Source organism: Novosphingobium oxfordense (genome assembly GCF_044029435.1).
In the GTDB taxonomy this organism is placed as follows: domain Bacteria; phylum Pseudomonadota; class Alphaproteobacteria; order Sphingomonadales; family Sphingomonadaceae; genus Novosphingobium.
This window is the reverse complement of record NZ_CP147006.1, coordinates 16472-42977: the sequence shown is the minus strand read 5'-3', so window position 1 is coordinate 42977 and position 26506 is coordinate 16472. Positions and strand designations below refer to the sequence as shown.

The following is a 26506-nucleotide window of genomic DNA, read 5'->3' as shown; positions in this document are numbered from 1 at the left end:
CTGAACACGCCTGATTCTCAGCACGATCACCTTGATACGGTCGCGTCGTTAGTCAAGCGGCGTTCAAGATCGATGAGAGGCGGTAATCGATTGCACGGAAGTTTGGCTTGAAGGATGTGTTGCTCCGGCGAGGATGATATGGGGTTGGGGGGGCAGCCGACCAGGGCATGGTGCACAACTTCGGCGGCACCGCGGAAGGGTGCTTCTTCCTCAAAAATCCATCTTTAAAAACGCCCAAGCGGAGCGCGGGAGCTTCTATATTTCAATGATTCTAAGATTCAGGGGCAATTTCGCCCATGGAACCAATGGGTTAGACCCCGTTCATGTGAGCGGCTGGGGGCTTTATCGTGAGGACTCGGGGGCCTTTATGCGAGCGGCCGGGGGCCTTTGCCTGAGTGGCCGGGGGATTATGTGAGGGATCGGGGGAATCGTCCCAGTATCTTGCAAAACAACACGGGAATGGCTTGAAAGGCCAGCCTTTTTGGTACGACGCCCACCCTAAACCTCGACCGACCTTCTTTATGTGAGCGATCGGGGGTGATCCCCCTGCCCTTCCCCGCCCGTTTATATGAGCTTCCGGGGGGGCCTCAGATACCGACAAATTCGCTATTTCGAACCGAGTCGCTTTATATGAGTGATCGGGGTGCTGGCGAAAAGGCTAGTAAAATCAGGTAGATGTGGTGGCGTTAATGTGAGTGCGCGGGGGATGCTGCCATGCGGCTGGTAAAAGCGGCGCGGGTCCGAATACCGCGGCGAGATCTTTATATGAGCGATCGGGGGATATCGCGAGACTCGCAGCGAATCCGCGAGTCGGGCAATTTCTTTATATGAGTGGTCGGGGGCCGCCGGTTTGCGCCCCTGTCAGCCTTTATGTGAGGGCTCGGGGGCACGTCTATGTGAGTGAACGGGGGGATGTTCTCTTTATGACAAGGTGATGATATGCAACTCACATGAAGCCCGATTCGGACATCGTTGAGATCGAGGTTTCCCCGGAAGCGGATGGCCTTAGCCGGACGCTCCGGGTCGCCGATGTGATTCGCCGCCGCGATCTCGATTTTGTAAGCAAACCGGGCGAACTCGTCGAATCCGAGTTTGAAACTGGCTCCTTGAGCGCTGCCGGGCGCAAGGCCTTCGCCCTCATGCTGCGCAAGGCTGGGCCGGACGCTGGCGAGGACAGAAACTTCACGATTACCAAGAAGGAGCTGCGCGGATCGCACAAGGGCAATGAACGCATCCAGCCCGTGATGGACGAGCTTTTGCGCGTGATCGTGCGCATTCGCACGACGACCAAAAAGGGCAAGCCCGCGATTATGTCGCAGTCCCTGCTCTCAAGCTGCGTCGAGGAAATCTCCGAAGACGGCATGAGCGTCGTTGAGTACGAGTTTTCGGAAGCCTTCAAGCGCGTGATGCAGCGCTCGGACTATTATGCGCGGGTCAACCTGGGCGTCATGCTGGCGCTGCAGTCACGCTATTCGCTGACGCTCTATGACCTGGGCTGCCTGATCATCAACCGGCAGAACCGCGTCGTGAAGATGGAGGTTGAGGAACTGCGCCGGCGTCTGGGCGTGCCGGAGGGTAGCTTCAAGAATTTCGCGGAATTCCGCCGCGATGTCCTGGCAAAATCGAAGCTGGAGATTGACCAGCTTGCGGATTTCACCGTGGAATGGGACGAGATCCGCGGGTCGGGGCGCGGACGGCCTGTCGAGGCTGTGAAGCTCACATTCAGTCCCAAGGATCCCGTCGATCAGGAGGAAACCGCCAAGGAGCTCGATCGGCCGAAGGTGGGTCGGCGTGCCAGGCGGGACGGAACGGTCGAGACGGTCGCAACGCCGCCCGTTCCCCTGCCCCCGGCGCGCCCTTTCCCCTCGGGATCGCTCAGTTTCTGCCCTGACCAACGCATTATCACGATCTTTCGCGATTTTGGCGGAGGCTGGGACAAGGACATGATTGCCGATGCCTACAGGCAAAAAATGGGCGCAAAGCTGGAGACCCTGACGGGCGCCGCTCTCTACAAATCGTGGGAAGGCTTCTGCAAAAGCTGGGTCGCGATGCGCGGGACGCCCTGAAGTCCCCTCCCCCCATTCCTCACATAAAGAGCCGGGCCCTACTCCCCGCTACCCCCCTGCCCTTCCGCGAGATCGATCAGCGCCATGATGCCGTCGGGCAGGCTGAGGTTGCGATCGTCGCACCAGCGAACGAGCCGGTCGCGCTCGGGCGGCGACAGGCGCATGCTGATATGGAGCGAGCGCGCGGGACCACGCTGCGGCTTGCGCTTCGGGATGATGCCCACTTCGCTCGCGACTTGCGGGAAATAGCCGGACGGAAGCGTGGTTGGCGCCGGTGCGGCGGCCGGAGCGGGCTTCGGCGTCGCAGCGATCAGGTTCTTGAGGCGGTCGGCCGGGTCTTCGCTATGCTCGATGCGCTGCCGGGTGGAGCCGATGATGTCCCCCATCGCGCCGGCAGCAGACTTGGGCTCAGGCATTGACGGCCTCCTTGTTCTGAATTTCGCTGAGTATGTCGGCCAGGATGCCTTGCGCGATGCGCCGCGCCTTCTCGGTCTTGGCCAGGCCCGCGGCCTCCACCTCGGCCAGCGTCATGCGATAGTTGGACATGGCGCGGAACGCGTCGAGCGTATGCATCTGCTCATTGAACGTCGGCAGAGCATTGCTGATCTGGCTGTCGATCTCCCATTCGGCCTTGGAGCGGGCGACCTGCCCTGTCTGCGTGATCAGGACCCTGTAAGGTACGCCGCCGCACATCTTGCCCAGCATGTCGCTGGTTTCCACGGTGCGCTCGAGATCGAGGCGGGATGAGCGCGTCGGAATGACGACGAAATCAGAATCCATCGCGGCGTAGGCGGTCTTGAAGTTCGAAGTGCCCTCGGAATCGACAATGACGAGCTGTGCGGCATCGCGCGCGCGCGCGATAGCGGGTCCAATGTCCGCGTCCCGGAGCTGCGAGGCGTCTTCCACCGTGATGCGCCCCTCCCCTCCCCTGTCGGCATTCATCCGATCCCGATACCAGTTGAGCAAGCTGTTCTGACGGTCGGCATCGAGCATGAAGACCGAACCGCCGAGCGCCTCGAATTCGGAAGCGAGCGCGAGCGCGAGCGTGGTCTTGCCGGCGCCGCCTTTGCTTTGCGCGATCGTGATGACGGGCATGCGAACTCCTGTAATGCGATAGCGCTGCACACTGCGCGGCACAAACATGGCCCGCCCCGCACCGCGCCGCACACAATGACAGCGCTACTGATAGCGTCACCGCCCGCGCCACGCAAGGCGCGTATACACGCGACAGCGCGTGCAAGTGCGCGGCAGTATGCATAAGCGCTGGGAATGGTGCCAGCGCGACGAGCAGCGAGTGCGCGTGTGCGTTACAGGGCGAACATGCCAGCGAGCGCGTATGCGCACACGCTGGCGGAATGTGCCGCGCGGGGGCAAGCGTCATCGCTGCATAGCGTGCAGCGGAATGTGATGCTGAGGCGCGTTACAGTGTGCGGCACATTATGCGGCACAACATTAAGTGCCTAAATTCTAAGCCTTATATCGCATACAAGGCGACGAGGGCCGGAGGTGATCCAAGCTGGATTTGCCTTATCGGGCGTTGAGAAGCTCATCGATCGCAGCCATCTCCGCGTCGAATTGATCGAAGACAGCCGCCAGATTTCGCGATGGCGAGGGGAGGAACCTCTCCACGCGGGGGCGCCCAAGCGGTGCCTTGGCGAAGCCAAACTCGACAGCGAGGTCGACGCTCATGAAAATGCGCCACGTCCGTCTTGTCGTGATTTCAGTCAAAAGCCCGGTACCGGCGGCGCGCTCCAGCAACTTGCTTGCGCCAGTCACGGTCAGATCAAGAAGTCGCGCCACAGCCTGTGGCGACAGGACCGGTTGGTGAAGCGTAAGCGCGAGGAGGGAGGGCAGGGCACCGGGACGATAAGACTCCGCGATTGCCGTTCGGGCTTTGCGATGGAGGCGCTCCAGATGCTCAAGGCGTTCAAGGCCACGCTCGGCGCGCGCGGCAAGGGCCCGCAGGAGCGCGAGCCAATCGGCTTCATTCAGCGTCTTCTTCAAGCGGAAGGCCTTTGCGCCGCCGACGAGGCAGGGGAGGGGGCTCGCTGTCAGATCCTGGTCCCGTAAGGCGAACGGCAGACCGAGCCAGGGGTCGAGTCCGCCTCGTACTTGTGCATAGCGCCGGATCTGTTCGAGCGCGCGGACGAGGGGAGGGTGGTCCGCGGCCTCGGCCGGCAATTCGACAGCCTTGGGAAGCGCATCGCGCCAGGCAAAGGGGTCAGATGACCCCAGCATGTCCTGCCAGGGCGCGAACGCCTCATATTCGCCGCGGTTCGTGGCCCGCAGCGGACGGCCGGGGATCGTGACACGGCAGCCCCAGGAAAATAGGTCGATTTCCTCGACCTCGTGCCCTTCCAACTGAAGAGCACGCGCATAGCCGGCCCACGCTGCGCGGGTCTGCCACGCCGACTGCACCAAACTCCTGGAAATTCGGCTGTTTAGCGTCGCTATCACTGCGGCTGCGTGTGCAACTTCGGTGACGACCCTCGGCGTATAGCTTGGTCCGAAGCCAGCGATATCCATGGGACGAGGCTAGCAAATACTGAGCTTAAGAGCAATCTCGGTTCACTTTGCTGATACACTTATGGCGGCCCCGTGCCGACGCGAGGGGCGACCTCTCGATAGAGGCGCCGGTAGGCCCCACTGTCATTCGTTCGAGCCGCAGATTTCATCCGCGCAAATTGGCCCGCGGCGCTGTCCAAAGGCCCGAAAGGCGCCCGCACGGCCCATGGGGCGCGGGAGAGGATCGCGGGTCGAATCCCGGGGGAGGGGGCTGGCCAAAAGAAGTGCTGGCGTTTATCGAACGGGAGCAACCCCTCGATTGCTCCCGTTTAATGGAATGTGACAGTGGCTCTGATCGGCTATGCCCGCGTATCAACCGAAGATCAGGACACGGCCGCCCAGCGAAGTGCGCTGGAGCAGCTGGGCTGCGCCCTCATCTTCGAGGATAAGGCCAGCGGGGGTAGCCGGGACCGCCCAAACCTCAGCAGGGCATTGGCAAGGGTAGGGGAGGGCGACACCCTCATTGTTGTGCGGATCGATCGATTGGCGCGCTCTCTCGTCCATCTGCTGGAGATCGTCGAGCAGCTGCGGTCGAAGGGCGCATACTTTCGCTCGATCAACGACCCGATCGACACCTCGAGCGCGCAAGGCATGCTGATGACCCAGATGCTGGGAGCCTTTGCCGAATTCGAACGCGCCCTTATCCGAGAACGCACACGGGCAGGGCTTGCCGCGGCGATGGCGAGGGGCGCCAAGCCCGGCAATCCTAAGATGCGCGCGCGCGATCCGGCGGCAATCGCGGATATCGGCTACGCGCAGAAAGAGCGCTATTTGCACGCCTTGATTGACGATCGCCACCGCTGGCTGCCGACCGTAGAGCGCCTGCGACCACATCTTCCCTGGTCGATAGTCTTGCGCCAGATTCGCGCGATAAAGCCCCCCGTCCGCTCATTTAGTGAGCGCACGCTGGTGAAGGCCTGCAAGGCCCTGGTTAAAGCTGGTTATGCCGATGCGGTTATCCTCCGGGCTGCGTCGCGCCTGCCACCGGATACCCGCGTCGCACGCATGGTAGCCGACAGGTTGAAGACCTACCCGACCTCCTCGCTGCGCGAGATTGCGACATGGTTGAGCCGGGATCTGCGCGAGCCGACGCCGCGGGGCGGATTGCAATGGTCCGCGGAGGGGGTGCGTCGAGCAGTGGAGCAGGCGAGGGGGCTCGGTCTCCTCGAGCGTTAGCGAAGGCGGCTCACCGCCAGAATGTGCCGCATGGTGTGCAGCGCGGCACAAAATGCGGCACACCTTTTCGACGGAAATTATCCGGGGGCGGGGGCGCCAGTTGCTTGCCGCAACGGGGCTCCTGCACCACTGGGCCCCGCCGCAGGTATGGAGATCCACAAGAACAACTGTGGATCGGAAGAAGCAATTGGGCTCGGCGGATCAAAGGATTTCCCTACTGGCGCTTGGCCCACGAAGTGGACCAATCAGTCTCTTGAAAGAAGGGGACAATCGGTGACACTCTTCTGCCTTCCTCCGGAAATAAGGAGCGGGATCGACATGCAATGTGCAGGCGACCGGCATGAGATGGGGCCGGAACGACGACTGCCGGTGTTCCAATCGGGGCGGGAAATCGGAACGGTACCGGATAGCTTCGATCCGCGGAAGAACTCATCCACCTCGGTTCTATATGAGGCGCGTGAAGGAGATTTTTCACGCGGAACGGAGGGATGGATTGCCGATGTTTCGCTCGGACCGGGTGACTTGGAGGCTGTAGCCGGGTTCAAATGGCTCTAGCGATTGCCAGAGGCTGTCCTCACTATTGAGGGCTGGGCCAAAGATCTGCTCCGTGAACCTAGCCCGATCGCGCGGGGCACAGATCGTTCGACAATAGCTAAGACCGGCGGGAAAGATTGCCTTCGAGAAATATAGGCAATCTCGTCCCGCGACGGTGGGTCGACCTCAGCCCTTCAGGTGCTGCTCGACAGCGTCCGCGCTGTTTCCGACAGCCTTCACCGCCGCTTCCAGCCTTTCCCGGCTGACACCGAACTTGCCCGTCCAGTAATCGACCTCATAATCCTCTCCGAGCGCGATACGCGCCCGGTCTTGGGGCCCGCGAGCGGTCTTGTCGTCTGCCATTTGCTCATCTCCTTCGTCGGTGGCCTAGGTCCGCAACGTCGGGGGGACGATGCGGTTGCCGCGATCGGCGACGCGTGGGGCGTCGGTCGGCGAGCCGAGTCCGGGACGCGCTGGAACGAGTCCGGCGCTCGCGCACTTTGGTCTCCATGAAGAACAACGGCCATCCATCATGGCGCGCATGACCGCAGCGCCAAGGAAAGCGGCTTCCACCAGCCGCGCGCCGCCCTTCCGCGCAGTGCAACTCGCAACGCTGGTCGACACGGTTCCTACCGGCAACCGCTGGCTGCACGAGATGAAGTATGACGGCTACCGCGTGCTGCTGAGCGTCGGCGGGGGCGAGGCCGTTGCCTATACGCGCTCGGGTCTCGACTGGTCGGAGAAGTTTAGCGGACTGGTTGCCGACGCCCTGAAGCTGAAGGTCTCCTCCGCGCTCATCGACGGCGAGGCGGTCGTGCTCGATGCCGACGGCCGCTCGAGTTTCCAGGCCCTGCAAAACGCGCTCAAGGGGGCGCCGGCTTCGATCGATTATTTCGCGTTCGACCTGCTGGAGCTCGACGGCGAGGATCTAACCCAGCTGCCGCTCACCGAGCGCAAGGCGAAGCTCGCGAAGATCCTGCCCAAGGGCAAGTCGCGGTTGCGCTATTCGGATCACATTGCCGGCAATGGCGAGAAGTTGCTCAACCAGTTCTGCGCGGCGGGCCTCGAAGGGGTGATCTCGAAGCGGGCCGACGGCCGCTATGCCGGCTCGCGATCGGGCGGCTGGCTGAAGACCAAATGCATCAAGCGGCAGGAGTTTGTCGTGGTTGGCTGGACCCCTTCGGACAAGTCGCGGCTATTCCGATCGCTGATCCTGGGTGTCCACGACGACGGCGTCCTGCGCTATGCCGGCAAGGTCGGCACCGGCTTCGACACCCAGGAGATCATCGACCTGATGGCGGTCATGGCGCCGCTCGAGCAGGAGGCGCCAACCGTCAACGCGCCGCGCGCAGAGGTGCGCGGGGCGCACTGGCTGCGGCCCAAGCTGGTCGCAGAAATCGCATTTACCGAAATGACAAACGAAGGGACCCTTCGGCATCCGTCCTTTCTGGGTCTACGCGAAGACAAAAAGCCCGAGGCTGTGGTCGTCGAGACCGAGGCGCCTGTTGAGGCGGTGACGGCCGAGACCTCGTCGATCAAGATCACCAACCGCGACCGTGTCATTTTTCCCGAGGGGAAGCTCACCAAGGGTCAGCTGGCCGATTATTATGCGCAGGTCGCCCCGATCATGCTGCCCTGGATCGGTTCGCGGCCGATCAGCCTCGTGCGCTGCCCGCAAGGCCGGGCCAAGAAATGCTTCTTCCAGAAGCATGACGCGGGCAGTTTTGGCAACGCTGTCCGGCATGTCGCCATTCGCGAGAAGGACGGGCACGACGAGCCCTATCTCTATGTCGATACCGCGGACGGCCTGCTCACATGCGTACAGATGGGCACGATCGAGTTCCATGGTTGGGGCGCCAGGATCGAGGATGTCGAGAAGGCCGACCGGCTGGTCTTCGATCTTGATCCCGACGAGGGCCTGGATTTCGAGAATGTGCGCAGCGCTGCCTTCCACTTTCGCGAGATCCTGCAGTCGATCGGGCTCGAGACCTTCCCGATGGTGACCGGCGGCAAGGGCGTCCATGTGATCGCGCCGCTTGTTCCGGACGCTGAGTGGCCGGAGGTGAAAGACTTTGCGCATCGGCTGGCCCAGGCGGTTGCCCAGAGTGACCCTGAGCATTTCACGGCCGCCCTGCCGAAAGCGCAGCGCAAGGGCCGCATCTTTGTCGACTATCTCCGCAACCAGCGCGGTGCGACGGCGGTCATGCCCTATGGGGTCCGCGCGCGAGAAGGCGCACCGGTCGCCGTACCCATCACATGGAAGGAAATGGAGACGATCGACAAGCCCTCGCACTGGACCATTCGCGATGGCACCGAACTGGTGAAGCGGGCCGGCTCCAAGGCGCTCAGCGGTTGGGGCCGCGCCGACCAGACCCTGCCTGACCTGTGAAGATCGCCACCTATAATGTGAACGGCGTCAATGGCCGGCTGCCGGTGCTGCTGCGCTGGCTTGAGGAAGCGCAGCCTGATGTGGTTGTGCTCCAGGAATTGAAGGCGCCGCAGGAGAAGTTTCCGGAAAGTGCGATCCGCGACCTTGGCTATGATGTCATCTGGCACGGCCAGAAGTCGTGGAACGGCGTCGCGCTGCTCAGCCGCGTCGGCGAAATCCACGAGACGCGGCGGGGGCTTCCGGGCGACCCCAACCCGAGCCAAAGCCGCTATATCGAGGCGGCGGTCAACGGCATCCTGATCGGCGGGCTTTATTTGCCCAACGGCAATCCGCGGCCTGGCCCCAAGTTCGACTATAAGCTGCGCTGGTTCGACCGGCTGATCGAGCATGCGGCTGGGTTGCTGGAGAGCGGACTGCCGGTGATGCTGGCGGGCGACTTCAATGTCATGCCGACCGATCTCGACGTCTACAAGCCGGAGCGCTGGCTCGACGACGCGCTATTCGCACCCGAAGTAAGGGCGGCCTATGTCCGGCTGCTGGATCAGGGCTGGACCGACGCGCTGCGCACGCTGCACCCGGGCGAGGTCATCTACACCTTCTGGGACTATTTCCGGAACGCCTATGGCCGCAATGCCGGCCTGCGCATCGATCATCTGCTGCTCAGCCCCGCGCTTGCCGACCGGCTGCTCGATGCCCAGGTCGACCGGCATGTTCGGGGCTGGGAAAAGACCAGCGACCATGCACCAGTCTGGATCGAGCTGGCGGACAAGCCAAAGCGCAAGCGAGCCCCGAAAGCGAAAATATGATGGAGATCGAAAGCTTCCTGCTCGGCGAGAATGACTGGGTGCCGAACAATGCGCGGTTGCCGGTCGTCATCTATCACGCCGCGCTGGACGGCGAGGGCGAAGACCTGGCCGGCCGCTTCGAGGCTCTGTTCGAGGACCATGGTTGGCCGCCGGATTGGCGCGACGGCATATTCGACTATCACCACTATCATTCGACCGCGCACGAGGTTTTGGGTGTGTTCGCGGGCGAAGCGACGCTCGAGCTTGGCGGGCCAGACGGGCGCAAGGTGTCCGTCGCAGCCCGCGATGCGCTCATGCTGCCGACCGGCACCGGCCACCGCGCGATTCATGCGAGCCAGGATTTCTAGGTTGTCGGTGCCTATCCGCGGGGCCAAAGTTGGGACATCTGCCGCGAAGCGCCCGACGATGCGGCACGCTCGCGGATGGAGGCGCTTCCCGATCCGAAGCACGACCCCATCACCGGCGCGACGGGGGCACGGACGGGCACCTGATCATGACCGACACTTAGGAGGTTCGGGCCTTGCTCTCGATCAGTGCGAACCAGGGTCCGGCATGGGCGGGGAACGCGAACCCGTGCTGGACGCTTCAGCGGTTATGAAAACACAAGAGGATGGGCCGGCTGACACCGGCGAGGCAGGAACGATCGTCGATGCGAAGGAAGCCGCGGAAAATGCGGGTCTCGTCTACGTAACCGACGACGGCCCGGGGATCGTGCGCCAGCCCTACCGTGGCAAGTTTCGATATCGCGATGCCCGGGGCAACGTCGTGACGGACGAAAAAACCGTGAAGCGGATCGCGTCGCTCGCCATCCCCCCGGCCTATACCGATGTCTGAATCTGCCCCAAGGCAAACGGGCACATCCAGGCGACCGGCCGTGACGCAAAGGGCCGCAAGCAGTATCGTTACCATCCGCGTTTCCGCGAGGTGCGCGACAGCACCAAGTACGAGCACATGCTGGACTTCGCAAAGGCCCTTCCTGGCGTGCGCGAGCGCATCGATGCCGATCTCAAGAAGCGCGGGCTACCGCGTGAGAAGGTCCTGGCCGCCGTTGTGCATCTGCTCGAGACCACGATGATCCGCATCGGCAACGCGGATTATGCCAAGCAGAACAAGAGTTATGGCCTCACGACCCTCCAGGACCGCCATGTCGCGATTGACGGCGCTGAGCTCCGATTCAATTTCAAGGGCAAGAGCGGAAAGCAGTGGCGGCTGAAGCTGAAGGATCGGCGCATCGCGAAGATCGTCAAGGCCAGCCAGGATCTGCCCGGACAGCATCTGTTCCAATATGTGGGCGAAGACGGCGCGCAGTACGAAGTCACCTCGAACGATATCAACGCTTATCTTCGGGAGATTTCCGGGACGGACATCACCGCCAAGGATTTCCGTACCTGGAATGGCACGGTGCTCGCCGCTCTGGCGCTTTCCGAATATGAAAAGGTCGACAGCCAGGCTGCGGCGAAACGAAATGTCCGGACCGCAATCGAAGCCGTCGCTTCGCGGCTGGGCAACACGCCCACTGTGTGCCGCAAGTGCTACATTCATCCCGAAGTCTTCGAGAGCTACCTGAGCGACGAATTGGTCCTGGAGGCGCGGGACGCCGTCGAGAAGGAGCTGCGCGAAGACTTGTCCCGCCTCCGTCCGGAAGAAGCGGTCGTGCTGGCCTTCCTCCAGCGGCGGCTCGCCGAAAAGGCAAAGGTTCCGGCCTTGTAGCCATGCAATGAATTGCGGGACGCTGGCCCGTCTCTCCCGTTATTCGGGCGAACCCTCGGGGACCCTAGCAGGCTCATGGCGTAAAAGGACTGTGCCTATGCAAGGGGACACGGCGATCTGTCCGTGCCAATATTAGCTGCGGCCGACGACCGAGGCGCGCGCCGTAGCGCTGGGGTGTGTCAGGTGGGGCCGCCCGGCTGCGGGCGGCCCGCCTTCAACGAAAAATTCGCCTTCAGCCGTGTGCCGGCGCCCCGCCGCTGACTACCGGAAGGAAGATAACCGGTGCGCACGGCGCGTACCGGCTTTCTTCCAGACCTTCGATCTTTCTGTAAGGTCTAAAGGTCCCTTGCGCAGATGCCGAATGCCGGTCCTTGCTTCAGCCGTTCACGACCGTGCCGCCATTGGGATGCAGGACTTGCCCCGACATGTAGCTCGAGTCCTCGCAGGCGAGGAAAAGGAAGGCGGGGGCGACCTCGTTGGGCTGTCCGGGCCGACCCATCGGGGTGTTCTCGCCAAAATGCTCGAGCTTCTCCGGGCTGGCGCCTCCGCAGGGGTTGAGCGGGGTCCAGATCGGTCCCGGCGCCACCGCGTTGACGCGTATGCCGTCGCCGACGAGGTTCTCGGACAGCGAGCGGGTAAAGGCGGTGATGGCGCCTTTGGTCGAGCTGTAATCGAGCAATTCCTTTGAACCCTGGTACATGGTGACCGAGGTGCAGTTGATGATGGCAGCGCCTTCCTTGAGATGCGGCCGCGCCGCCTGGACGAGGAAAAACATCCCGAAGATGTTGGTCTGGAACGTGCGCCGCAGCTGTTCCTCGGTAATGTCGGTGATGTCCTTGTCGGGATGCTGCTCGCCGGCATTGTTGACCAGGATGTCGATCTTTCCGAACGCGCTGAGCGTCTCGGCGACGATCCGCTCCGAAGTTTCCTTTTCTCCGATATCGCCTCGGATGGTGATCGCCTTGCGCCCTTCGGCCTCAACGATGCGCTTCGTCTCGGCCGCGTCGTCATCTTCGCACAGATAGGCGATCGCGATGTCGGCGCCCTCCCGGGCATAGAGCGCCGCTACCGCCCGGCCGATCCCGCTGTCGGCACCGGTGATGATCGCGACCTTGCCAGCGAGGCGATCGGAACCCTTGTAGCGCGGTTGCCACTCTGGCCGCGGATCGAGACCGCTCTCGTGACCCGGAAGCGCATCTTCGTGAATCATCCCCTGGGTATCGCTCATGGACATCTCCTTCTCACAAGAGAACTCGCCCACCGCGGATCGGTTCTTCGCCTCGGCGACGGAGCGAAACATTAGGAGCCCAGGCGCCGGCACAGGATGGAGGAAGCGACCGGGACCACAACGCGGCGAGGAGCCGTCATCGCGAGAAGTCATCCCGGGCAACGCCATTCATGGTCGCGCGTTCTCGTCCCTGTGCCTCGAAGCATTCGAGGAACCCATCCTGAACGGTCGCGCACCGGGAAGGCGCAGATCAGCAGGAGATTATCGCATGACCGACATCGTCTTCGTCCACGGCATGTTCCAGAACCCCAAAAGCTGGGAAAACTGGATCCGTATGTTCAGCGACAAGGGATACAACTGCCACGCCCCGGCCTGGCCGCTGCATGAAGGTGATCCGCGCTCGCTGCGCGATAATCCGCCGCCGGGTCTGGGCGAACTTCGCCTCAAGGATGTCATCGCATCTATCGAGGCTACGGTGCGTGGCCTCGGCCGCCCGGTGATGATCGGCCATTCGGTGGGCGGTCTCATTACCCAGATCCTGTTAAGCCGGGGATTGCTGTCGGCCGGGGTGGCGATCGATTCCGTCGCGCCCAATGCCATGGTCGACTTTGACTGGGGCTTTCTCAAGAACAGCGCGATCATCGCCAATCCGCTGAAGGGTGACGAACCGATCTACATGGATGCCAAGACCTTCCACGGCGCTTTCGCCAACAGTTTGAGCGAAGAGGAGGCAGCGCGCGCGTTCGAAGCGACGGCGACGCATGACAGCCGCAATATCCTGCGCGACTGCATGGGTGAGGATGGCCGGATCGATCTCGACGCGCCGCACGCGCCCTTGCTGCTGATCGGCGGTGAGGAGGACGAGATCATCCCGGCGCATCTGACCGAGAAGAACCACAGGGCCTATAAGGATGAGGGGAGCGTTGCGGAGTTCGTGTCCTTTCCTGGCCGGAGCCACTTCATCTGCAACGAGCCCGACTGGGAAGAGGTCGCGCAGACGGCGCTCCAGTTCATCGAGCGCAACGGCGTCCGTGCCGGATCTGGCGCCCGCAGCATTGAACCGATGTGATTTGACGGGTGAGGGGCTGTCTCGTTGAGATCGGCCCTTCTCTTGTCCGACGGTCGCGGAGGGCCGGGCGAGGCCTTCCGCCGATTATCAAAGACGCCCCTTTGTGCCTGTCAGGATAGCCGCGCGATCGTGACCATCCGGACGAGGTCGGACAAGGTCTTTGCCTGCATTTTCATCATGACATTGGCGCGGTAAACCTCGACCGTCCTCGCGCTGATCTCCAGGTCATAGGCGATCGCCTTGTTCGCCTGGCCCGCGACGAGGCCGTCCATGACCTCGCGCTCGCGCGGGCTGAGCGTGGCGATGCGGTCGAGGATGGCCTGCCTTTCTGCGGTGGAGGCGGCACCTCCCGCGTTGCGGGCCAGCGCGTTGCGGATCGCGCTCAGCATGACCTCGTCATCGAACGGCTTTTCGATGAAGTCCGCCACGCCGGCTTTCATGGCCTGGATCGCCAGCGGGACGTCGGCATGGCCGGTCACGACGATGACAGGGACTCCTGCGCCTGCGTGCTGCAGTTTTTCGGCCAGCTCGATGCCGGTCATCCCTGGCATGCGCACGTCGGTCACGAGGCAGGCGCCGGCGAGGGGCGGCGATGATTTGAGGAAAGCGTCGGCGGAAGCATAGGAGCGCACCCGTATCCCGGCCACATCGAGGAGAAATTCCAGTGAATGCCGGACGCTATCGTCGTCATCAATCACATAAACGATCGGGTCACTCGCCATCGCCTGGCCCTTCCTTGTCCGCCTTGGGCAGCGTGAAGCCGAACACGGCCCCGCCCCCTTCATGAGATTCCGCCCAGATGCGCCCGCCATGGGCCTCGACGATCGTGCGCGAGATCGACAGGCCTACACCCATGCCGGTGCGTTTCGTGGTGATGAATGGTTGAAACAGCCGGTCGGCCACGTCGGCCGCGATGCCCGGGCCGGTATCGGCGACCGTCACCCGCGCCATATCGGTGTCGGCCGGCGCGATGGCGATGGTCAACGCGCGTGGCCCCAATTCAGTCCCAGCCATGGCGTCAATGGCATTGCGAACGAGGTTGAGCACCACCTGCTGGATTTGCACCTTGTCCGCGAGCACGAGGTCGATCTCAGGGCTGAAGTCATGCTGGACGCGTATGCCATGCTCCTTGGCGCCGACGAGCGCCAGCGCGCTCGCCTCCTCGACAAGCTTCGGCAGGCTTTCGACCGTTCGTTCGGTTTCGCCGCGCGCGACGAAATCGCGCAGCCGGCGGATGATTTCCCCGGCGCGCAGCGCCTCGGCGGCAGCGCGGCCGACCGCATCGATAACCCGGTCGTTGCGATCCTCCTCGCGTTCGAGCAGCATCTTGCTGCCCTTGAGATAGTTGGCGATGGCGGAGAGGGGCTGGTTCAGTTCATGGGCGAGGGCCGAGGCCATTTCACCCAGGGCGGTTAGCCGCGAGACGTGAACGAGTTCGCTCTGCAGTTCCTGCAGCCTCGCCTCGGCATGTTGGCGTTCGGTGAGATCGCGGATGAAGCCGGTGAAGAACCGCTGCCCGTTGGCCTGCACTTCGCCGACGGCGAGTTCGAGCGGAAAGGTCGATCCGTCGCGACGTTCGCCTACGACGACGCGGCCCTTGCCGATGATGCGGCGCTCTCCCGTCTGGTAGTAGCGATCCAGATAGCCATCATGGGCTCCGCGGTAGGGCTCAGGCATCAGGAGCCGCACGTTGCGGCCCGCGATCTCCTGCGCCTTCCAGCCGAACATCCGTTCCGCCGCGGGGCTGAAGTCACGAATGAGTCCCGCAGCGTCGATCACCACCATGGCGTCGGGGACGGTGTCGAGGATCGAGCGCAGATGCGCCTCTCGGCTGGCGAGGCCGGCAGCGGCCTCGTCCGAAGCAAGTCGGGCTCGCTGAAACCACTCGCCCCCCAGCGCGATGGCGAGCCCGATCGCCACGAAGGCCACCGCGGCAATCACGCTGCCTTCCTCGATCGGGCCTGTCAGGTGGTCGCACCACAGGCCGGCGGCTGCGCCGGCCAGCGAAGCCATCGCGCCGACGCGAAGGCCTGACAGGGCGCTTGCAGCAACCACGCCGGGGACGAAGAAGATGAAGGTCGCGCGCGCGCCGAGCTGATCGGCAAACAGGAGCCGTATGGCGAGGCCGCCGGCGATCGCGAGCAGCGCGACGCCGAGGGCAGCGGGCAGGGCGAGCCGCGGCAGGAGCCGGCTTGCACCATTGGCGCGAGCCACCTCCGGTAAGTCCCTTAGGAGCACTGCGGTAGGGACATCATCCAAATTTTCGTCCTTCCTTTCCCCGTCTACATACGGCCCATCAGCGGCGCCCCGTCAATCGCGTCGCCATCGGAGACACGACAATGACTGCACCGTTCATCGATCTGGGCGTTCACCACAAGGCCAGCGGACTTTCCGACAAGGTCGCGCTCGGCTTCACCAAGGTCCTGCGCTGGTGCGCGGACACCTTTTTCGCCCAGCGCTATGGTCACCGGGCTGTCGTGCTCGAGACCGTCGCTGCGGTCCCCGGAATGGTCGGTGCGACGATCAACCACCTCGCCTGCCTGCGCCGCATGTGTGACGACAAGGGCTGGATCAAGACGCTCATGGACGAGGCCGAAAATGAGCGCATGCACCTCATGACCTTCATCGAGATTTCCAAGCCGACCTGGTTCGAGCGGGCCGTGATCATCGGCGTGCAATGGGTGTTCTATGTCTTCTTCTTTGCTCTCTATCTCTTGAGCGCCAAGACGGCCCACCGCGTCGTCGGCTATTTCGAGGAAGAGGCGGTGATCAGCTACACGCACTATCTCGCGGAAATCGACGAGGGCCGCAGCGCCAATGTGCCGGCGCCCGAGATTGCCAAGCGGTACTGGGGGCTGCCCGAGGACGCCACCTTGCGCGACGTGGTGTTGGTCGTCCGTGCGGACGAGGCGCACCACCGCGACGTCAACCACGGCTTCGCCAATGAACTGGGCGGGTTGCCGGTTGGAGCCGTCGGGCAGTGCCCGCCCCACGCCGAGCTCGTCCCGAACTGGAAGAAGGCCGCCTGAGCCTCGGCCTGACTGCGGGAGGACACGACATGGTCTTGGATCGCCCGGTCCTGCTGTTCGAAAGCGATCAGCCCGTCCTGTCCTCCCTGCAGTTCGCCCTGAGCCTCGAGGGGTTCCTGCCCGCGGATGGCAATGCGCGGGAGGCTGATCCCGCGGCGGCCGATTGCCTTGTCATCGACCAGCGATATCGCGCCGACGGGATCGGCTTTCTGCAGGAGCTGCGGGACAAGGGCGTCGCCGTACCGGCAATCCTGCTGGCGACCAATCCCTCGCGGGAACTCCGGCGACGGATGAAGCCGCTCGGAGCGGTCCTGATCGAAAAGCCGCTGCTCGGCAACGAGCTCACTGATGCCCTCCTGACCATCATCGCTTCCTCCAAGGCCGCCTGACATGTCTGCTTGCTCTATCGACGAAACCGCCATCGACCTGCTCGTGCCTGCCTTCTATGCCCGCGTCCGGGCGGATGCCTTGCTCGGGCCGATCTTCGAGAGTGCCATCGACGACTGGCCCCATCATCTGGCGAAGCTGAAGGATTTCTGGTCGTCGGTGATGCTGGCAAGCGGGCGCTACAAAGGCCAGCCGATGCCCGCCCATATCCGTCACGAAAGGGCGTTGAGTGAGGAGGCCTTTGCCCGCTGGCTCGCGATCTGGCGAGAGACCACGGACGAACTTCTCGCGCCGGCCGTCGCCAGGGCGTTTCAGGACAAGGCGGGCCGCATCGCCGAAAGCCTTCAGCTGGGAATGCAGTTTCATCGCCAACGGAGCGCCGCATGACTGTCGCGATCCCAGCGAACGCCAAACCGTACAAGCGCACCGCGACCTTTACCGAAACCACCATCCCGGCAGGCCTGCTGGGCGACCATTTCGACCAAGGAGGGCACCTGGGGCCTCATCCGGGTAGAAAACGGCGCGCTTCGCTATGTGGTGACGGACGAGCGTCGGCCGCCTTCGGAGCAGGTCCTCACCGTCGCCGGCGAGCCGGGCGTGGTCGAACCGACCATCCTGCACCATGTGGCGCCGGTGGGGCCGGTTCGCTTCCACGTCGAATTTCTAAGGGTGGATTGATCGCCTGACCGGCACCTCCCCTCGTTCCCAACCTCAATAGCCTATCAAGGAGTTCCCTTATGCGTACAGCCTCACCCGCCGCCATGGAGATCGTCAAGGCCACGGCCCCCGCTCTTGAGAAGCATGGCGTCGAGATCACCACGGCCATGTATGCCCGGCTGCTGCAGGACCCCGAGATCGCCGCCATGTTCGATCGCGCGGCGCAGGAAAGCGGCGAGCAGCCGCGCCGGCTGGCCGGCGCGATCCTGGCCTATGCCAAAAATATCGACAAGCTCCAGAACCTTGGGAGCGCCGTGCAGCGCATGGTCGCCCGGCACGTCGAGACCGGCGTCAGGCCCGAGCATTATCCCCATGTCGCGGCCGCTCTCCTCCCGGCGATCCGTGAGGTGCTGGGCGCCGAAGTCGCCACGGACGATGTGCTAGCCGCCTGGGGCGAGGCCTATTGGATGCTTGCCGACATTCTCATCGCTGCCGAAACGCAGGCCTATGACGAGGCCAGCGCGGCCTGATCGGTCGCGGGGGAGCATCCGTTCCCGAGGCAGCCGACAGGAGAGCTTTAACCTAGTTGCGATATCGCGAATCCATGGCCGCAGCTGTCCGTCTTCTCCGCGTTTCTGTGCCGAGGCAGTATCTTTGGCCGCTCCTGTCGCTGCTCGGCGTATGCTTCGGTTTCATCTTCCTGCTCATCTTCCTCAGTACCCGCGCGCAGGATGCCCAGCAGCTCGAGCGGGAGCGCCAGGCGCTCGGGGGCGTGTTCGCCACCGCGTCCGCGATGGTGCAGCACGATCTGCAGGATTACGCCAAATGGGACGATGCCGTGCGTCACATCGGTTCGCGTTTCGATGCGGCCTGGATGGACGACAATGTCGTGGCCTATCTGGGCCGCACCCAGGGATATTCCGACATCTTCGTGCTCGGCGCGGACGATCGGACCCTTTACAGTTTTAAAGACCGGAAGATCGCCCCGAACACCGCTCAACTGCGTCTTGGCGCCGACTTCGTTCGATCTATCGCCGAAGTGCGGCGCTTGCCGCCCGAGGGCAGTCCGATCGTCAGCGGCTTCACGCGCTCGGGCAACCAGGTCCTGGTCTATGCTACGGCCGCCGTAGTGCCCTTGACGGGTAAGATCGCGGCGCCCCGAGGGCCGACCCGCCTTCTGGTCATCGCCCGGCAGGTCGACGAGGCGTTTTTGGCGGACCTCACGCGCGAACTCAATGTACACGATGTGCGGCTGACGCTGGGGAACCGGACAGCCGGAATGGACGCCATCGCCATCAAGGGCCGGTCGGGCGAACGGATCGCCTGGCTGGAATGGCGGTCGCATCATCCGGGTGCATCGCTGAGGCAGCATCTGGTGCCGGCGATCCTGGCGGTGGCCTTCGTCGCCTTTGTGGCGGCCGGGCTTATTCTTCGCCGGGGCAGCCAGTCGATCGAGGCGCTGCGCGCAAGCGAACTGCTCGCCCGGCATCTGTCGGATCACGATCCCTTGACCGAACTGCCCAATCGCCGCGCGTTGGGGGAACGACTGGGCGAGCTTGTCGCGGCAAGGCAAGGACTGGCCCTGCTGTTCCTCGATCTCGACGGGTTCAAGGACGCCAATGATGTCTACGGCCATAGTGCCGGCGATCTTCTGCTCAAGGAAGCTGCTGGTCGCCTGAAGGCCGCGGCGGGCGAGGCCTTTATCGCGCGCGCGGGCGGCGACGAGTTTGCCGTTCTCTTGAGATCGCCATCGTCTGGCGTGGCGGCCGCGACATGCGAGGCCATTCTCGAAGCGTTCTCGACGCCCTTCAAGGTTGGCGCCTACAGCATCACGATCGGGACCAGCATCGGCTATTTCGAGAGCGCCACATCCTGCGACAGCGCGGAAGAGCTTATTCGCAAAGCGGACGTCGCCATGTATGCCGCCAAGGATGCGGGCCGGAACTGCGCGCAGGTTTACCACCCCTCGCTCGACGAAGGCCATGAACGGCGCCAGCGGCTCGAGCAGGATCTCAAGCGCGCGGTCGAGAACGAAGAGATCTACGTCCGCTATCAGCCGATCGTCGATGCCCAGTTGGGCGAGGTCGTGGCCGTCGAGGCGCTGGCGCGCTGGTCTCATCCCGTACATGGCGATGTCCCGCCGGATGTCTTCATTCCCATCGCCGAGATCAGCGGGCTGATCAATGCGATCGGCCGCCAGGTGCTGCTCAATGCCTGCCGGGAAATGCGCGAGACCGGGCTCGATCTGGCCGTCAACCTGTCGCCGGCGCAATTCTGGGATGGCAATCTCTACGACGAGGTTCAGCAGGTCCTGGAACGGACCGGGTTTCCCCCCGAGCGGCTGGAGCTGGAAATCACCGAAAGCTTGCTGCTGCGCCGTCCCCAGGTCGCGGCGGCTGTGATCGACCGTCTGCGCTCACTCGGTATCCGCATGGCCCTCGACGACTTCGGCACCGGGTTTGCGAGCATCGCCTATCTCCAGCAACTCACGATCGACCGGCTCAAGATCGACAGGTCGTTCCTCGCTCCGCTGGAATCGGAGCCTGACATGCGAGAGGTGCTGGTCTCCATCGTCGGCCTGGCGAAGGCCTATCATCTTGAAGTCTGCGCCGAAGGGATCGAGACACCGGGACAGGCACAGCTTGCGCGCCTGGCCGGCTGCGGCCGCTTGCAGGGCTGGCTGTTCGGGCGTCCGCAAGCGGCGAGCGCCTTCCAGGCTGTGGCCTTGCGAGCTTAGGAGCGCGAGGGAAGCGGTCGGCCGGTCAACGGCCGCGCCGATCCTGCGGAACGATCATGGCCGAACGACGGGCGAGCAATGGGCCGCCTCGATGCGCCATTGATCGCCCGGCAGCCGGTGCCAGCAGCGCGTATAGGCGAAGGTGCCGCTGAACGGTTGCGCGTCGTAAGATCCCGACAAATGGACTGTGAGGCAGACCACCGCGCTGTCGCCCAGGAGGCGAACGAGGGGTGGCTCGACGGGGTCCAGTTGTTCGATGCGAAGCAGGCCGGACTGGTGAGCGCCGAGATCATCGCCCTTGTTGAGCCGCGCGCCGACCTGGTTGGTAAAAGTCACGTCCGGGCTGAGCAGGGCATCAAGGGTCGCCACATCGCTGGTGAGCATCGCCGCGCGAAGCCGGCCTTCGGCATGCTCGATCTGCGCGCGGTCGTCCATAAGCAGGCCTGCCCCAAAGTCGGTTGAAAGGGAGGGCGGTCAACGGCCGCCCAGGATCGATCCCAATATGCCGCCGAGTCCGCCGGCTGGTGTGGCGGTCCCGGAGGACCCGCCGCTACCGGCGAGCGCACCGGTGATGCTGCCCAGAATGGATTCCAGTCCGCCCTGCTGCCCCCCGGAGCGCTTGGCGAGGTGCCCCGCGATGAGCATCGCGAGGATAGGGAGCATCTTCTTGAGGATCGCGGGATCGAGGCCAGTGGCCTGCGATGCTTGCCCGGCGACCTCGCGGCTTACGTCCTTCGAGCCGAACAGGCTCCCCAGCAGTTGATTGCCAAGGCCGGTGTCAGTGGGGTTGGAGCCGACGACATTATCGATGAGCGCCGAGCCACCCAGCGCCTGGACCTGCGCCGCGAGACCTGCCGGTTCAACCGGGGCCGCCGTCTTGCCGTTGATACCGCCGATGAGCGAGGGAAGAAGAGCCTGCGCCCCGCGCTCGGCATCTTCGCGCGTAATGCCAAGTTGCTGGGTCAAGGCGTCGAGGCTTCCTTCGGGAAGCAGATCGGCAAGGTTCATGTCACGTCTCCAGTTCGCATCGGGGCCGGGGCAGCGTTGCACCAAGGGGTGGGCATCATCGGTCAGAGCGTCAACAGGCTTTAAGCCGCGCCGATACTTGCGCAGCGATAAGGCGGACAGATCGCTCAGCCCAGCGGCGCCAAAAGCGAGCGCGGCTACTTGGATCAAGGGCTACCGCGACGATGTCGCCGCGCCCTCGGCCCTCGAAGCGGCCAGCCAATAGAGGACCGCGGCGATAAGCCAGAGGCCTGCGAACAGGGCGCTGAATGTCCCGCCGCGCGCGTCAATCTGTGCGCCCATTGCCGCGATGCCTGCCTGGGCAGCGGCAGCCGCGCCATGGGAGATCGCCATGCCGCGCGGCTTGAAGCGCGCCATCGCCGAGCCGATGAGGGCGATGACAGGCACGCCCGCGAAGAGGAGGTTGAAGGGATTGTCTTCCGATCCGATCATGCCGACCGCGAGATTTGCCCAGATCGTCAGGAAAACGGTGAGGACCGATACCACGCTGGCCGCGCGGGACCCGAGATTGGGCGAGCGCCGGATCAGCCATTCGGCGGCGAGCCCCATTCCGCCGAGCATGAGGCCCATGACGAGAAAGTCGGTTTCGTCCCAGCGCACCTGCGGGGTGTAGCGCATTGCGATGGCGGGGAGCGCGAGGAGGAGCAACGCGAGCCCCCAGGCCGAGATCCTCCACGGGTTGAGTCTACGCTTGAGCCTGCCATTGTCTGGCGCTGCGTCACTATCGTTCCGATGATTATTCATGATATCGCCTCCATTCAAGATGAGGTCATCAGGGTTCCGGAAAGACCGATGAGCGTCATGAGAAACAGATGAGGTTTTGCTGAAAAGTGCCGCCGCGGGGATATCATTTCGGCCAGTTTGTCCTCGACCCCGATGATCGGCGCCTCCTGCGTGACGGTGTTCCGGTCGAGCTCAACGCTCGCTATCTCGACGCACTGGGACTTCTCGTGCGCAATGCCGGGTCGCTTATCAGCAAGGACCGTTTTCTAAGTGAAGTCTGGAAGGACGTGCCTGTCACCGACGAGGCGCTGACCCAGTGCATCCGGCTCCTTCGCCAGCGCCTGGTTGACGATGCGAGCCGTCCGCGTTTCATCGAGACGGTACCCAAGCATGGCTACCGCTTCATTGCGGAGGTCCGCTGGTGCGAGGGCTCTGCCCCGGTCGACAACGCGGCCCCCCACACGCTTCCCCCGTCGGCCGCGCCCTCGGCGCTCCGCCGCATGGCGATGATGGCGGGAGCCGGGACGCTGGGCGCCGATTGATCGGCGGGCTCGCATACGGCTTTATCGCCGCGACGCCGCCGCTCCCAAACGGAGGCGGCGCCGCGTCCTCCGTCTTCGTGTTGCTCTGGCTCACCCTGGCGGTGGCTCTCGTGGGCGGCGCGGGCGTCAGCCTGGGGATCGCCATAGCCGAGACCGCGGGCAAACGCCCGTGGCTCACTCTTGGCGGCGCTGCGGGCGGAATGATCGTCGGCGCCGTCGTGAAGTTGCTCGGGATCGACGCGTTCAATCTCCTGTTCGGCCAGTCGCCGGCTGCGATTACGGGCGGGCTCGAAGGGCTTTTCCTGGGTGCCGGGGTGGGTCTTGGCGCGACCCTGTCGAGCATGGGCGGCTCTGATCGTTCCCTTCGCTCTGTCACAGCGCGGGCGGCGCTTTGCGGCGGTGCGGCCGGGAGCGTTGTCGTTCTTCTTGGCGGCCACCTTCTGGCGGGGAGCTTCGAGCAACTCGTCCAAACATTCCCGCAGTCGCGGATCGGCCTTGCGCAGATCGGCGGCCTGTTCGGCGAGCAAGGTCTTGGTCCGGTGGCCGAGGCGGCCTCTGCGTTCGTCGAGGGCGCGCTGTTCGCGGCGGGCGTGGTCGTTGCCATGACGCTGGCGCGCCGTGAGTTGGACAGGCCTGAAGGCCGCTTGGCGTCGTCGTCCGGCCTGGTTGCGAGCCGCAGAGGCGGCGCGCCTCGGTTGGGTTAGAACCCGCCAGCCGGGGCATGGGCAGCGAGCGCCGCCGGCCTCATCGGCGGCTTCACCACCTGGTCGACGTTCAGCCTTGACGCGTACAGCCTGTGGGAACGCGGCGAACAGGCCGCGGCGATAGGCTACGTCCTTGGCAGTCTCGTCCTATCGTTCACGGTTTTTGCGGTTGTCGTGGTGGCGGCTCGCCGCTTCGGTTGATGCAGATTAGAGGTTGGATTGAGTGTCAGCGATCATTTGCCGGCGGCCCCGACGGTGGCACGGAGCCAGAAGAAAATCGTGCTGCCAGCCCTAACCGAAATCTTGTTTTTGTCCCGACCGCAACAAAATTGGATGAGCGCGGCTATGCCGCGCTGGGCCAATGATACAGGAGCGAGGGCACCACGTTGAGCAGTCCTTATGAGGTCTTGGGGGTATCGCCGACAGCCTCGGCGGATGAAATTCAGAAGGCCTATCGAAAGCTCGCCAAGACCCTCCATCCCGATCTCAATCCTGGCGACCGGACGGCTGAAGACAAGTTCAAGGCCGTCGCGGGAGCCTATGATCTCCTTCGCGATCCCGAAAAGCGGCGTCGCTTCGACGCCGGCGAGATCGACGAGACCGGCGCCGAGCGACCGCCGCAGGGCTATTACCGGGACTATGCCAGCAATGATTACGGCCGATATGCCAACAGCGGCGGCTTTGCGGATTTCGACGAGGACCTGTTCGCCGACTTGTTCCGGCAACGTGGGAGAGCGCGGCCCAATCGGCGCGGCGAGGATCTCCAGTTCCGCCTGGGTCTGACCTTGGCGCAGGCGATCACGGGCGGCGAACAGCGATTGACCCTGCCGGGTGGTGGTACGCTCGACGTCAAGATTCCCGCCGGGGTCGCCGATGGCCAGACATTGCGCCTCAAGGGCAAGGGCGGGATGGGCTTTGGCAGCGGCGGCCCCGGTGACGCCTACATCATGCTCGAGGTTCTGCCCGATCCGCGATTTGCGCAAGAAGGCGACGATCTCGTTCTCGAGGTTCCGATCTCGCTGAGCGAAGCGGTGCTCGGCGGCAAGATCCAGGTCGCGACACCGACGGGCCAGGTGTCGATGACGGTGCCGGCCGGTTCGAACAGCGGCAGCACATTGCGGCTGAAGGGGCAGGGGGCCCCGCGTGCAGGCGGCGGCCGCGGCGACGAACTGGTCAGGCTCAAGATCGTACTGCCCAAGCCGACCGATCCGGAGCTCGAAGCCTTCGTGAAAAGCTGGGAGGCGGGCAGGGCACACAATCCGCGGGAGACAAGCCGATGATCGACCTGGACGACTTCGTGCAGCGCACGGGTATCGCACGGAAGGTTCTGACGACCTGGATCGAGCGCGAATGGCTGGTCGCCGAGCACTCCGGCACGTTGCAGCTCTCGGAAATGGATGCCGCCAGAGCACGGCTCATTCATCAGCTGGAAGGCGATTTCGGGATTAACGACGAAGGCATCGAGATCGTTCTCCACCTGCTCGACCAGATCCATGGCCTACGCCGCGCGCTCGAGACCATGCAGCGAGCAGGACCTGCCGGGCAGGGCAGGGTGACCCGGCGTGGGAGCCGCCTCCGCCAGCGCTACTATCGCCTGGGCAAGCGCCGGCCCTAGTTGGCCAGTCGCCGCCCGCCCATAGGCGCGAGCAAGATGGGGATTATCGCCAAAGGCACACCAGGGACGCGCCTGGTTCGCGCGCAGTGGGAAAGTCGGCGGAAAGAGCGGGGAAGACTGTGGAACGCCGGTGAAAAAGAACAAGCCTCACCGCGATACAATTCGGCGTGTCGTGGAGCATCGGCGACAAATCGCGTGGTCACAAAATCGAAGTTAACGACGAGAGTGGCGCAAATCTGTAAGGGTTCGCTTCTGGAGTAGACAGATGCCTTACAGCTTTTCCCCCGTGTGCGTCGACACGGGCTGCGAGGATGTTCAGGGTCTGCAGGTCTTTCGGGACGATCGCCTGATTGCCCTGTTCGTTCGCCTGGAGTCGGATTGTCACAGTGACCACCAAGGTTGCTGGTTTCTGGAGGCAGGCCTTGGCCGCTGCGCGGCGATGTCCGCCGGACCCTTAGGCAGCGCGTTCGATGCCTTTCGATGGACCGCGGAACAATATGAAGGCCGTCGCATCGGGGACGGGCCCTTGCACAAGCTTGGTATCCTGGCCGAGCAAGTGGCACACTGCATCCATTAGCGCTCCGAAGCGATCGCAACACCGATCCTGGTTCCAAGGAGACGTGACCAAGCACATCTTCGGCCAGCGTCGGCGGCGCGAGCCTCTAACCCTCGGCACCCCGCCACAGCGACCCGCGCCACCTCTGGGCGACGAGGTGATGGTCGATGCACTGAGCGCGGTTCTGACCGATCCGTTTGGCGCGGGGCATATGGGGGTCACCGCCGAGAATGTCGCCGCGCGCCACGGGATCAGCCGCGAGGCGCAGGATGCGCTAGCCGCGCAAAGCCATGCCCGAGCGGCCCGTGCGATCGCGGAAGGTCGCTTCAAGTCGCAGATCGTGGCGGTCGAAGTAAGGGAGCGGGGGAAAGTCAGGTCGTTCGAAGTCGATGAGCATGTCCGTCAGGACGTGTCCTCCGAAAGTCTGATATCGCTCAAGCCGATATTCAAACCCGAGGGCGGTACCGTCACGGCCGGCAATGCGAGCGGCATCAACGACGGCGGCGCGGCGGTGATCCTTGCGTCGGAGCGGACGGCACAGGCCCGTGGTTTGCAGCCCATGGGGCGGGTCGTCGCCTGGGGCCATGCCGGCGTCGCGCCGGAAGTCATGGGACTGGGCCCGGTCGAAGCCGTACCGATCGCTCTGGCCCGCGCCGGGCTGACTCTGGCCGACATGGATGTCATCGAGGCGAATGAAGCTTTTGCCGCCCAGGCCTGCGCCGTGAGCAAATTGCTGGGTTTCGACCCGGAGAAGGTCAATCCCAACGGGAGCGGGATAGGTCTTGGCCATCCCGTGGGCGCGACCGGAGCCATTTTGACGGTAAAGGCGCTCTACGAGTTGACCCGCACCGGCGGCCGCTACGCCCTCGTGACCATGTGCATCGGCGGCGGGCAAGGGATCGCGATGGTCATCGAGCGGCTCGGCCCAAGGCTTTCGTGAATTCACCGCTTAGCAGCATTCTGTTCGGTATCGGCGGGCTGGGCTCG

Annotated in this window: 27 protein-coding genes and 3 pseudogenes; 20 read left to right on the top strand and 10 right to left on the bottom strand. The window is 63.8% G+C overall.

Going from position 1 to position 26506, the window contains the following annotated elements; translation table 11 throughout:
* The first annotated feature begins 950 nt into the window (after positions 1-950).
* On the top strand, positions 951-2066 hold the full coding sequence (locus WBP07_RS19005; protein WP_048938895.1) for a replication initiation protein: 1116 nt from the start codon (positions 951-953) through the stop codon (positions 2064-2066).
* A 38-nt stretch (positions 2067-2104) separates the two neighbouring features.
* On the opposite strand, the gene WBP07_RS19000 is transcribed toward WBP07_RS19005, so the two are convergent.
* The 3 genes from WBP07_RS19000 to WBP07_RS18990 form a co-directional block, all read right to left on the bottom strand.
* The gene (locus tag WBP07_RS19000) at positions 2105-2482 is read right to left on the bottom strand and encodes a hypothetical protein (RefSeq protein ID WP_395395900.1); all 378 of its coding nucleotides are present in this window, start codon (positions 2480-2482) and stop codon (positions 2105-2107) included.
* On the bottom strand, positions 2475-3209 hold the full coding sequence (locus tag WBP07_RS18995) for a ParA family protein (protein WP_232037482.1): 735 nt from the start codon (positions 3207-3209) through the stop codon (positions 2475-2477). The genes WBP07_RS19000 and WBP07_RS18995 overlap by 8 nt, the downstream gene beginning before the upstream one ends.
* Before the next feature lie 384 nt (positions 3210-3593).
* Positions 3594-4592, bottom strand: coding sequence for a hypothetical protein (locus WBP07_RS18990; protein WP_048938893.1), 999 nt, complete (start codon positions 4590-4592; stop codon positions 3594-3596).
* Positions 4593-4916: 324 nt separating this feature from the next.
* Between WBP07_RS18990 and WBP07_RS18985 the strand changes: the two genes are divergently transcribed.
* On the top strand, positions 4917-5807 hold the full coding sequence (locus WBP07_RS18985) for a recombinase family protein (protein ID WP_395395899.1): 891 nt from the start codon (positions 4917-4919) through the stop codon (positions 5805-5807).
* Between the two features lie 720 nt (positions 5808-6527).
* Here WBP07_RS18985 and WBP07_RS18980 read toward each other — a convergent pair.
* Positions 6528-6704: a DUF3606 domain-containing protein gene (locus WBP07_RS18980; RefSeq protein WP_081435216.1), complete on the bottom strand. Its 177-nt coding sequence runs from the start codon at positions 6702-6704 to the stop codon at positions 6528-6530.
* 49 nt (positions 6705-6753) lie between these two features.
* On the opposite strand from WBP07_RS18980, the gene ligD reads away from it, so the two are divergent.
* The 4 genes and pseudogenes from ligD to WBP07_RS18960 all read left to right on the top strand — a co-directional run bounded on the left by ligD (position 6754) and on the right by WBP07_RS18960 (position 11246).
* The gene (gene ligD / locus WBP07_RS18975; RefSeq protein WP_395395898.1) at positions 6754-8730 is read left to right on the top strand and encodes a DNA ligase D; all 1977 of its coding nucleotides are present in this window, start codon (positions 6754-6756) and stop codon (positions 8728-8730) included.
* Positions 8727-9536, top strand: coding sequence for an exodeoxyribonuclease III (gene xth, locus WBP07_RS18970; protein ID WP_395395897.1), 810 nt, complete (start codon positions 8727-8729; stop codon positions 9534-9536). Before ligD ends, xth begins: the two co-directional genes overlap by 4 nt.
* Positions 9533-10027, top strand: a pseudogene (locus WBP07_RS18965) (cupin). The gene xth and the pseudogene WBP07_RS18965 overlap by 4 nt, the downstream one beginning before the upstream one ends.
* Positions 10028-10130: 103 nt before the next feature.
* Positions 10131-11246, top strand: a pseudogene (locus WBP07_RS18960) (DNA topoisomerase IB).
* 376 nt (positions 11247-11622) lie between these two features.
* Here the strand turns inward: WBP07_RS18960 and WBP07_RS18955 are convergent.
* On the bottom strand, positions 11623-12474 hold the full coding sequence (locus WBP07_RS18955) for an SDR family oxidoreductase (protein WP_395395896.1): 852 nt from the start codon (positions 12472-12474) through the stop codon (positions 11623-11625).
* On the opposite strand from WBP07_RS18955, the gene WBP07_RS18950 reads away from it, so the two are divergent.
* Entirely contained in the window at positions 12473-13543 is a 1071-nt protein-coding gene (locus tag WBP07_RS18950; protein ID WP_395395895.1) for an alpha/beta hydrolase, read from the top strand. The two genes, WBP07_RS18955 and WBP07_RS18950, sit on opposite strands and share 2 nt — an antisense overlap.
* 110 nt (positions 13544-13653) lie before the next feature.
* Here WBP07_RS18950 and fixJ read toward each other — a convergent pair whose 3' ends face one another.
* Both fixJ and WBP07_RS18940 read right to left on the bottom strand, forming a co-directional pair.
* Complete coding sequence (gene fixJ, locus WBP07_RS18945) at positions 13654-14265, bottom strand: response regulator FixJ (protein ID WP_395395894.1); 612 nt, start codon at positions 14263-14265, stop codon at positions 13654-13656.
* Positions 14255-15757, bottom strand: coding sequence for a sensor histidine kinase (locus WBP07_RS18940; RefSeq protein ID WP_395395893.1), 1503 nt, complete (start codon positions 15755-15757; stop codon positions 14255-14257). Before WBP07_RS18940 ends, fixJ begins: the two co-directional genes overlap by 11 nt.
* 125 nt (positions 15758-15882) lie before the next feature.
* Between WBP07_RS18940 and WBP07_RS18935 the strand changes: the two genes are divergently transcribed.
* The 6 genes from WBP07_RS18935 to WBP07_RS18910 all read left to right on the top strand — a co-directional run bounded on the left by WBP07_RS18935 (position 15883) and on the right by WBP07_RS18910 (position 20353).
* Complete coding sequence (locus WBP07_RS18935) at positions 15883-16572, top strand: alternative oxidase (RefSeq protein WP_395395892.1); 690 nt, start codon at positions 15883-15885, stop codon at positions 16570-16572.
* Positions 16573-16601: 29 nt separating this feature from the next.
* The gene (locus WBP07_RS18930; RefSeq protein WP_011950557.1) at positions 16602-16961 is read left to right on the top strand and encodes a histidine kinase; all 360 of its coding nucleotides are present in this window, start codon (positions 16602-16604) and stop codon (positions 16959-16961) included.
* A gap of 1 nt (position 16962) precedes the next feature.
* Positions 16963-17346: a group III truncated hemoglobin gene (locus tag WBP07_RS18925; RefSeq protein ID WP_395395891.1), complete on the top strand. Its 384-nt coding sequence runs from the start codon at positions 16963-16965 to the stop codon at positions 17344-17346.
* A 147-nt stretch (positions 17347-17493) separates the two neighbouring features.
* The gene (locus WBP07_RS18920; RefSeq protein ID WP_395395890.1) at positions 17494-17637 is read left to right on the top strand and encodes a DUF1971 domain-containing protein; all 144 of its coding nucleotides are present in this window, start codon (positions 17494-17496) and stop codon (positions 17635-17637) included.
* A gap of 59 nt (positions 17638-17696) precedes the next feature.
* Entirely contained in the window at positions 17697-18146 is a 450-nt protein-coding gene (locus WBP07_RS18915) for a globin domain-containing protein (protein ID WP_395395889.1), read from the top strand.
* Between the two features lie 74 nt (positions 18147-18220).
* Positions 18221-20353 (top strand): putative bifunctional diguanylate cyclase/phosphodiesterase, encoded by a 2133-nt coding sequence (locus tag WBP07_RS18910; RefSeq protein ID WP_395395888.1) that lies wholly within the window; start codon positions 18221-18223, stop codon positions 20351-20353.
* A gap of 54 nt (positions 20354-20407) precedes the next feature.
* On the opposite strand, the gene WBP07_RS18905 is transcribed toward WBP07_RS18910, so the two are convergent.
* From WBP07_RS18905 to WBP07_RS18895, 3 genes are read right to left on the bottom strand one after another with little or no spacing between them, the layout of a single operon-like run.
* Positions 20408-20788: a nuclear transport factor 2 family protein gene (locus WBP07_RS18905; RefSeq protein ID WP_395395887.1), complete on the bottom strand. Its 381-nt coding sequence runs from the start codon at positions 20786-20788 to the stop codon at positions 20408-20410.
* 39 nt (positions 20789-20827) lie between these two features.
* Positions 20828-21529: a DUF937 domain-containing protein gene (locus WBP07_RS18900; RefSeq protein ID WP_395395886.1), complete on the bottom strand. Its 702-nt coding sequence runs from the start codon at positions 21527-21529 to the stop codon at positions 20828-20830.
* Between the two features lie 3 nt (positions 21530-21532).
* Positions 21533-21997 carry a hypothetical protein gene (locus WBP07_RS18895; protein ID WP_395395885.1) on the bottom strand — a complete coding sequence of 155 codons (465 nt, stop codon included), beginning with the start codon at positions 21995-21997 and terminating at the stop codon, positions 21533-21535.
* Positions 21998-22209: 212 nt separating this feature from the next.
* Here WBP07_RS18895 and WBP07_RS18890 point away from each other — a divergent pair, with 212 nt between their 5' ends.
* From WBP07_RS18890 to WBP07_RS18860, 7 genes and pseudogenes are all read left to right on the top strand, one after another.
* Positions 22210-22644 carry a transcriptional regulator gene (locus WBP07_RS18890; RefSeq protein WP_395395884.1) on the top strand — a complete coding sequence of 145 codons (435 nt, stop codon included), beginning with the start codon at positions 22210-22212 and terminating at the stop codon, positions 22642-22644.
* Positions 22641-23348: a hypothetical protein gene (locus tag WBP07_RS18885; protein ID WP_395395883.1), complete on the top strand. Its 708-nt coding sequence runs from the start codon at positions 22641-22643 to the stop codon at positions 23346-23348. The genes WBP07_RS18890 and WBP07_RS18885 overlap by 4 nt, the downstream gene beginning before the upstream one ends.
* A 42-nt stretch (positions 23349-23390) precedes the next feature.
* Positions 23391-23549, top strand: a complete 159-nt coding sequence (locus WBP07_RS18880) for a CrcB family protein (RefSeq protein ID WP_395395923.1) — start codon at positions 23391-23393, stop codon at positions 23547-23549.
* A gap of 185 nt (positions 23550-23734) precedes the next feature.
* The gene (locus WBP07_RS18875) at positions 23735-24628 is read left to right on the top strand and encodes a DnaJ C-terminal domain-containing protein (RefSeq protein WP_395395882.1); all 894 of its coding nucleotides are present in this window, start codon (positions 23735-23737) and stop codon (positions 24626-24628) included.
* Positions 24625-24963: a chaperone modulator CbpM gene (locus tag WBP07_RS18870; RefSeq protein ID WP_395395881.1), complete on the top strand. Its 339-nt coding sequence runs from the start codon at positions 24625-24627 to the stop codon at positions 24961-24963. Before WBP07_RS18875 ends, WBP07_RS18870 begins: the two co-directional genes overlap by 4 nt.
* Positions 24964-25228: 265 nt before the next feature.
* Positions 25229-25540 carry a hypothetical protein gene (locus WBP07_RS18865; RefSeq protein WP_395395880.1) on the top strand — a complete coding sequence of 104 codons (312 nt, stop codon included), beginning with the start codon at positions 25229-25231 and terminating at the stop codon, positions 25538-25540.
* Positions 25541-25664: 124 nt separating this feature from the next.
* Positions 25665-26459, top strand: a pseudogene (locus WBP07_RS18860) (acetyl-CoA C-acyltransferase); the annotation flags it as partial.
* Positions 26460-26506: the final 47 nt, after the last annotated feature.

Bases quoted from the DNA above. Each gene is read 5' to 3' on its own strand.
- WBP07_RS19005 (WP_048938895.1), top strand. From the start codon at position 951: ATGAAGCCCGATTCGGACATCGTTGAGATCGAGGTTTCCCCGGAAGCG.
- WBP07_RS19000 (WP_395395900.1), bottom strand. From the start codon at position 2,482: ATGCCTGAGCCCAAGTCTGCTGCCGGCGCGATGGGGGACATCATCGGC.
- WBP07_RS18995 (WP_232037482.1), bottom strand. From the start codon at position 3,209: ATGTTTGTGCCGCGCAGTGTGCAGCGCTATCGCATTACAGGAGTTCGC.
- WBP07_RS18990 (WP_048938893.1), bottom strand. From the start codon at position 4,592: ATGGATATCGCTGGCTTCGGACCAAGCTATACGCCGAGGGTCGTCACC.
- WBP07_RS18980 (WP_081435216.1), bottom strand. From the start codon at position 6,704: ATGGCAGACGACAAGACCGCTCGCGGGCCCCAAGACCGGGCGCGTATC.
- ligD (WP_395395898.1), top strand. From the start codon at position 6,754: ATGCGGTTGCCGCGATCGGCGACGCGTGGGGCGTCGGTCGGCGAGCCG.
- WBP07_RS18950 (WP_395395895.1), top strand. From the start codon at position 12,473: ATGGACATCTCCTTCTCACAAGAGAACTCGCCCACCGCGGATCGGTTC.
- WBP07_RS18955 (WP_395395896.1), bottom strand. From the start codon at position 12,474: ATGAGCGATACCCAGGGGATGATTCACGAAGATGCGCTTCCGGGTCAC.
- fixJ (WP_395395894.1), bottom strand. From the start codon at position 14,265: ATGGCGAGTGACCCGATCGTTTATGTGATTGATGACGACGATAGCGTC.
- WBP07_RS18935 (WP_395395892.1), top strand. From the start codon at position 15,883: ATGACTGCACCGTTCATCGATCTGGGCGTTCACCACAAGGCCAGCGGA.
- WBP07_RS18930 (WP_011950557.1), top strand. From the start codon at position 16,602: ATGGTCTTGGATCGCCCGGTCCTGCTGTTCGAAAGCGATCAGCCCGTC.
- WBP07_RS18925 (WP_395395891.1), top strand. From the start codon at position 16,963: ATGTCTGCTTGCTCTATCGACGAAACCGCCATCGACCTGCTCGTGCCT.
- WBP07_RS18915 (WP_395395889.1), top strand. From the start codon at position 17,697: ATGCGTACAGCCTCACCCGCCGCCATGGAGATCGTCAAGGCCACGGCC.
- WBP07_RS18910 (WP_395395888.1), top strand. From the start codon at position 18,221: ATGGCCGCAGCTGTCCGTCTTCTCCGCGTTTCTGTGCCGAGGCAGTAT.
- WBP07_RS18905 (WP_395395887.1), bottom strand. From the start codon at position 20,788: ATGGACGACCGCGCGCAGATCGAGCATGCCGAAGGCCGGCTTCGCGCG.
- WBP07_RS18895 (WP_395395885.1), bottom strand. From the start codon at position 21,997: ATGCGCTACACCCCGCAGGTGCGCTGGGACGAAACCGACTTTCTCGTC.
- WBP07_RS18870 (WP_395395881.1), top strand. From the start codon at position 24,625: ATGATCGACCTGGACGACTTCGTGCAGCGCACGGGTATCGCACGGAAG.
- WBP07_RS18865 (WP_395395880.1), top strand. From the start codon at position 25,229: ATGCCTTACAGCTTTTCCCCCGTGTGCGTCGACACGGGCTGCGAGGAT.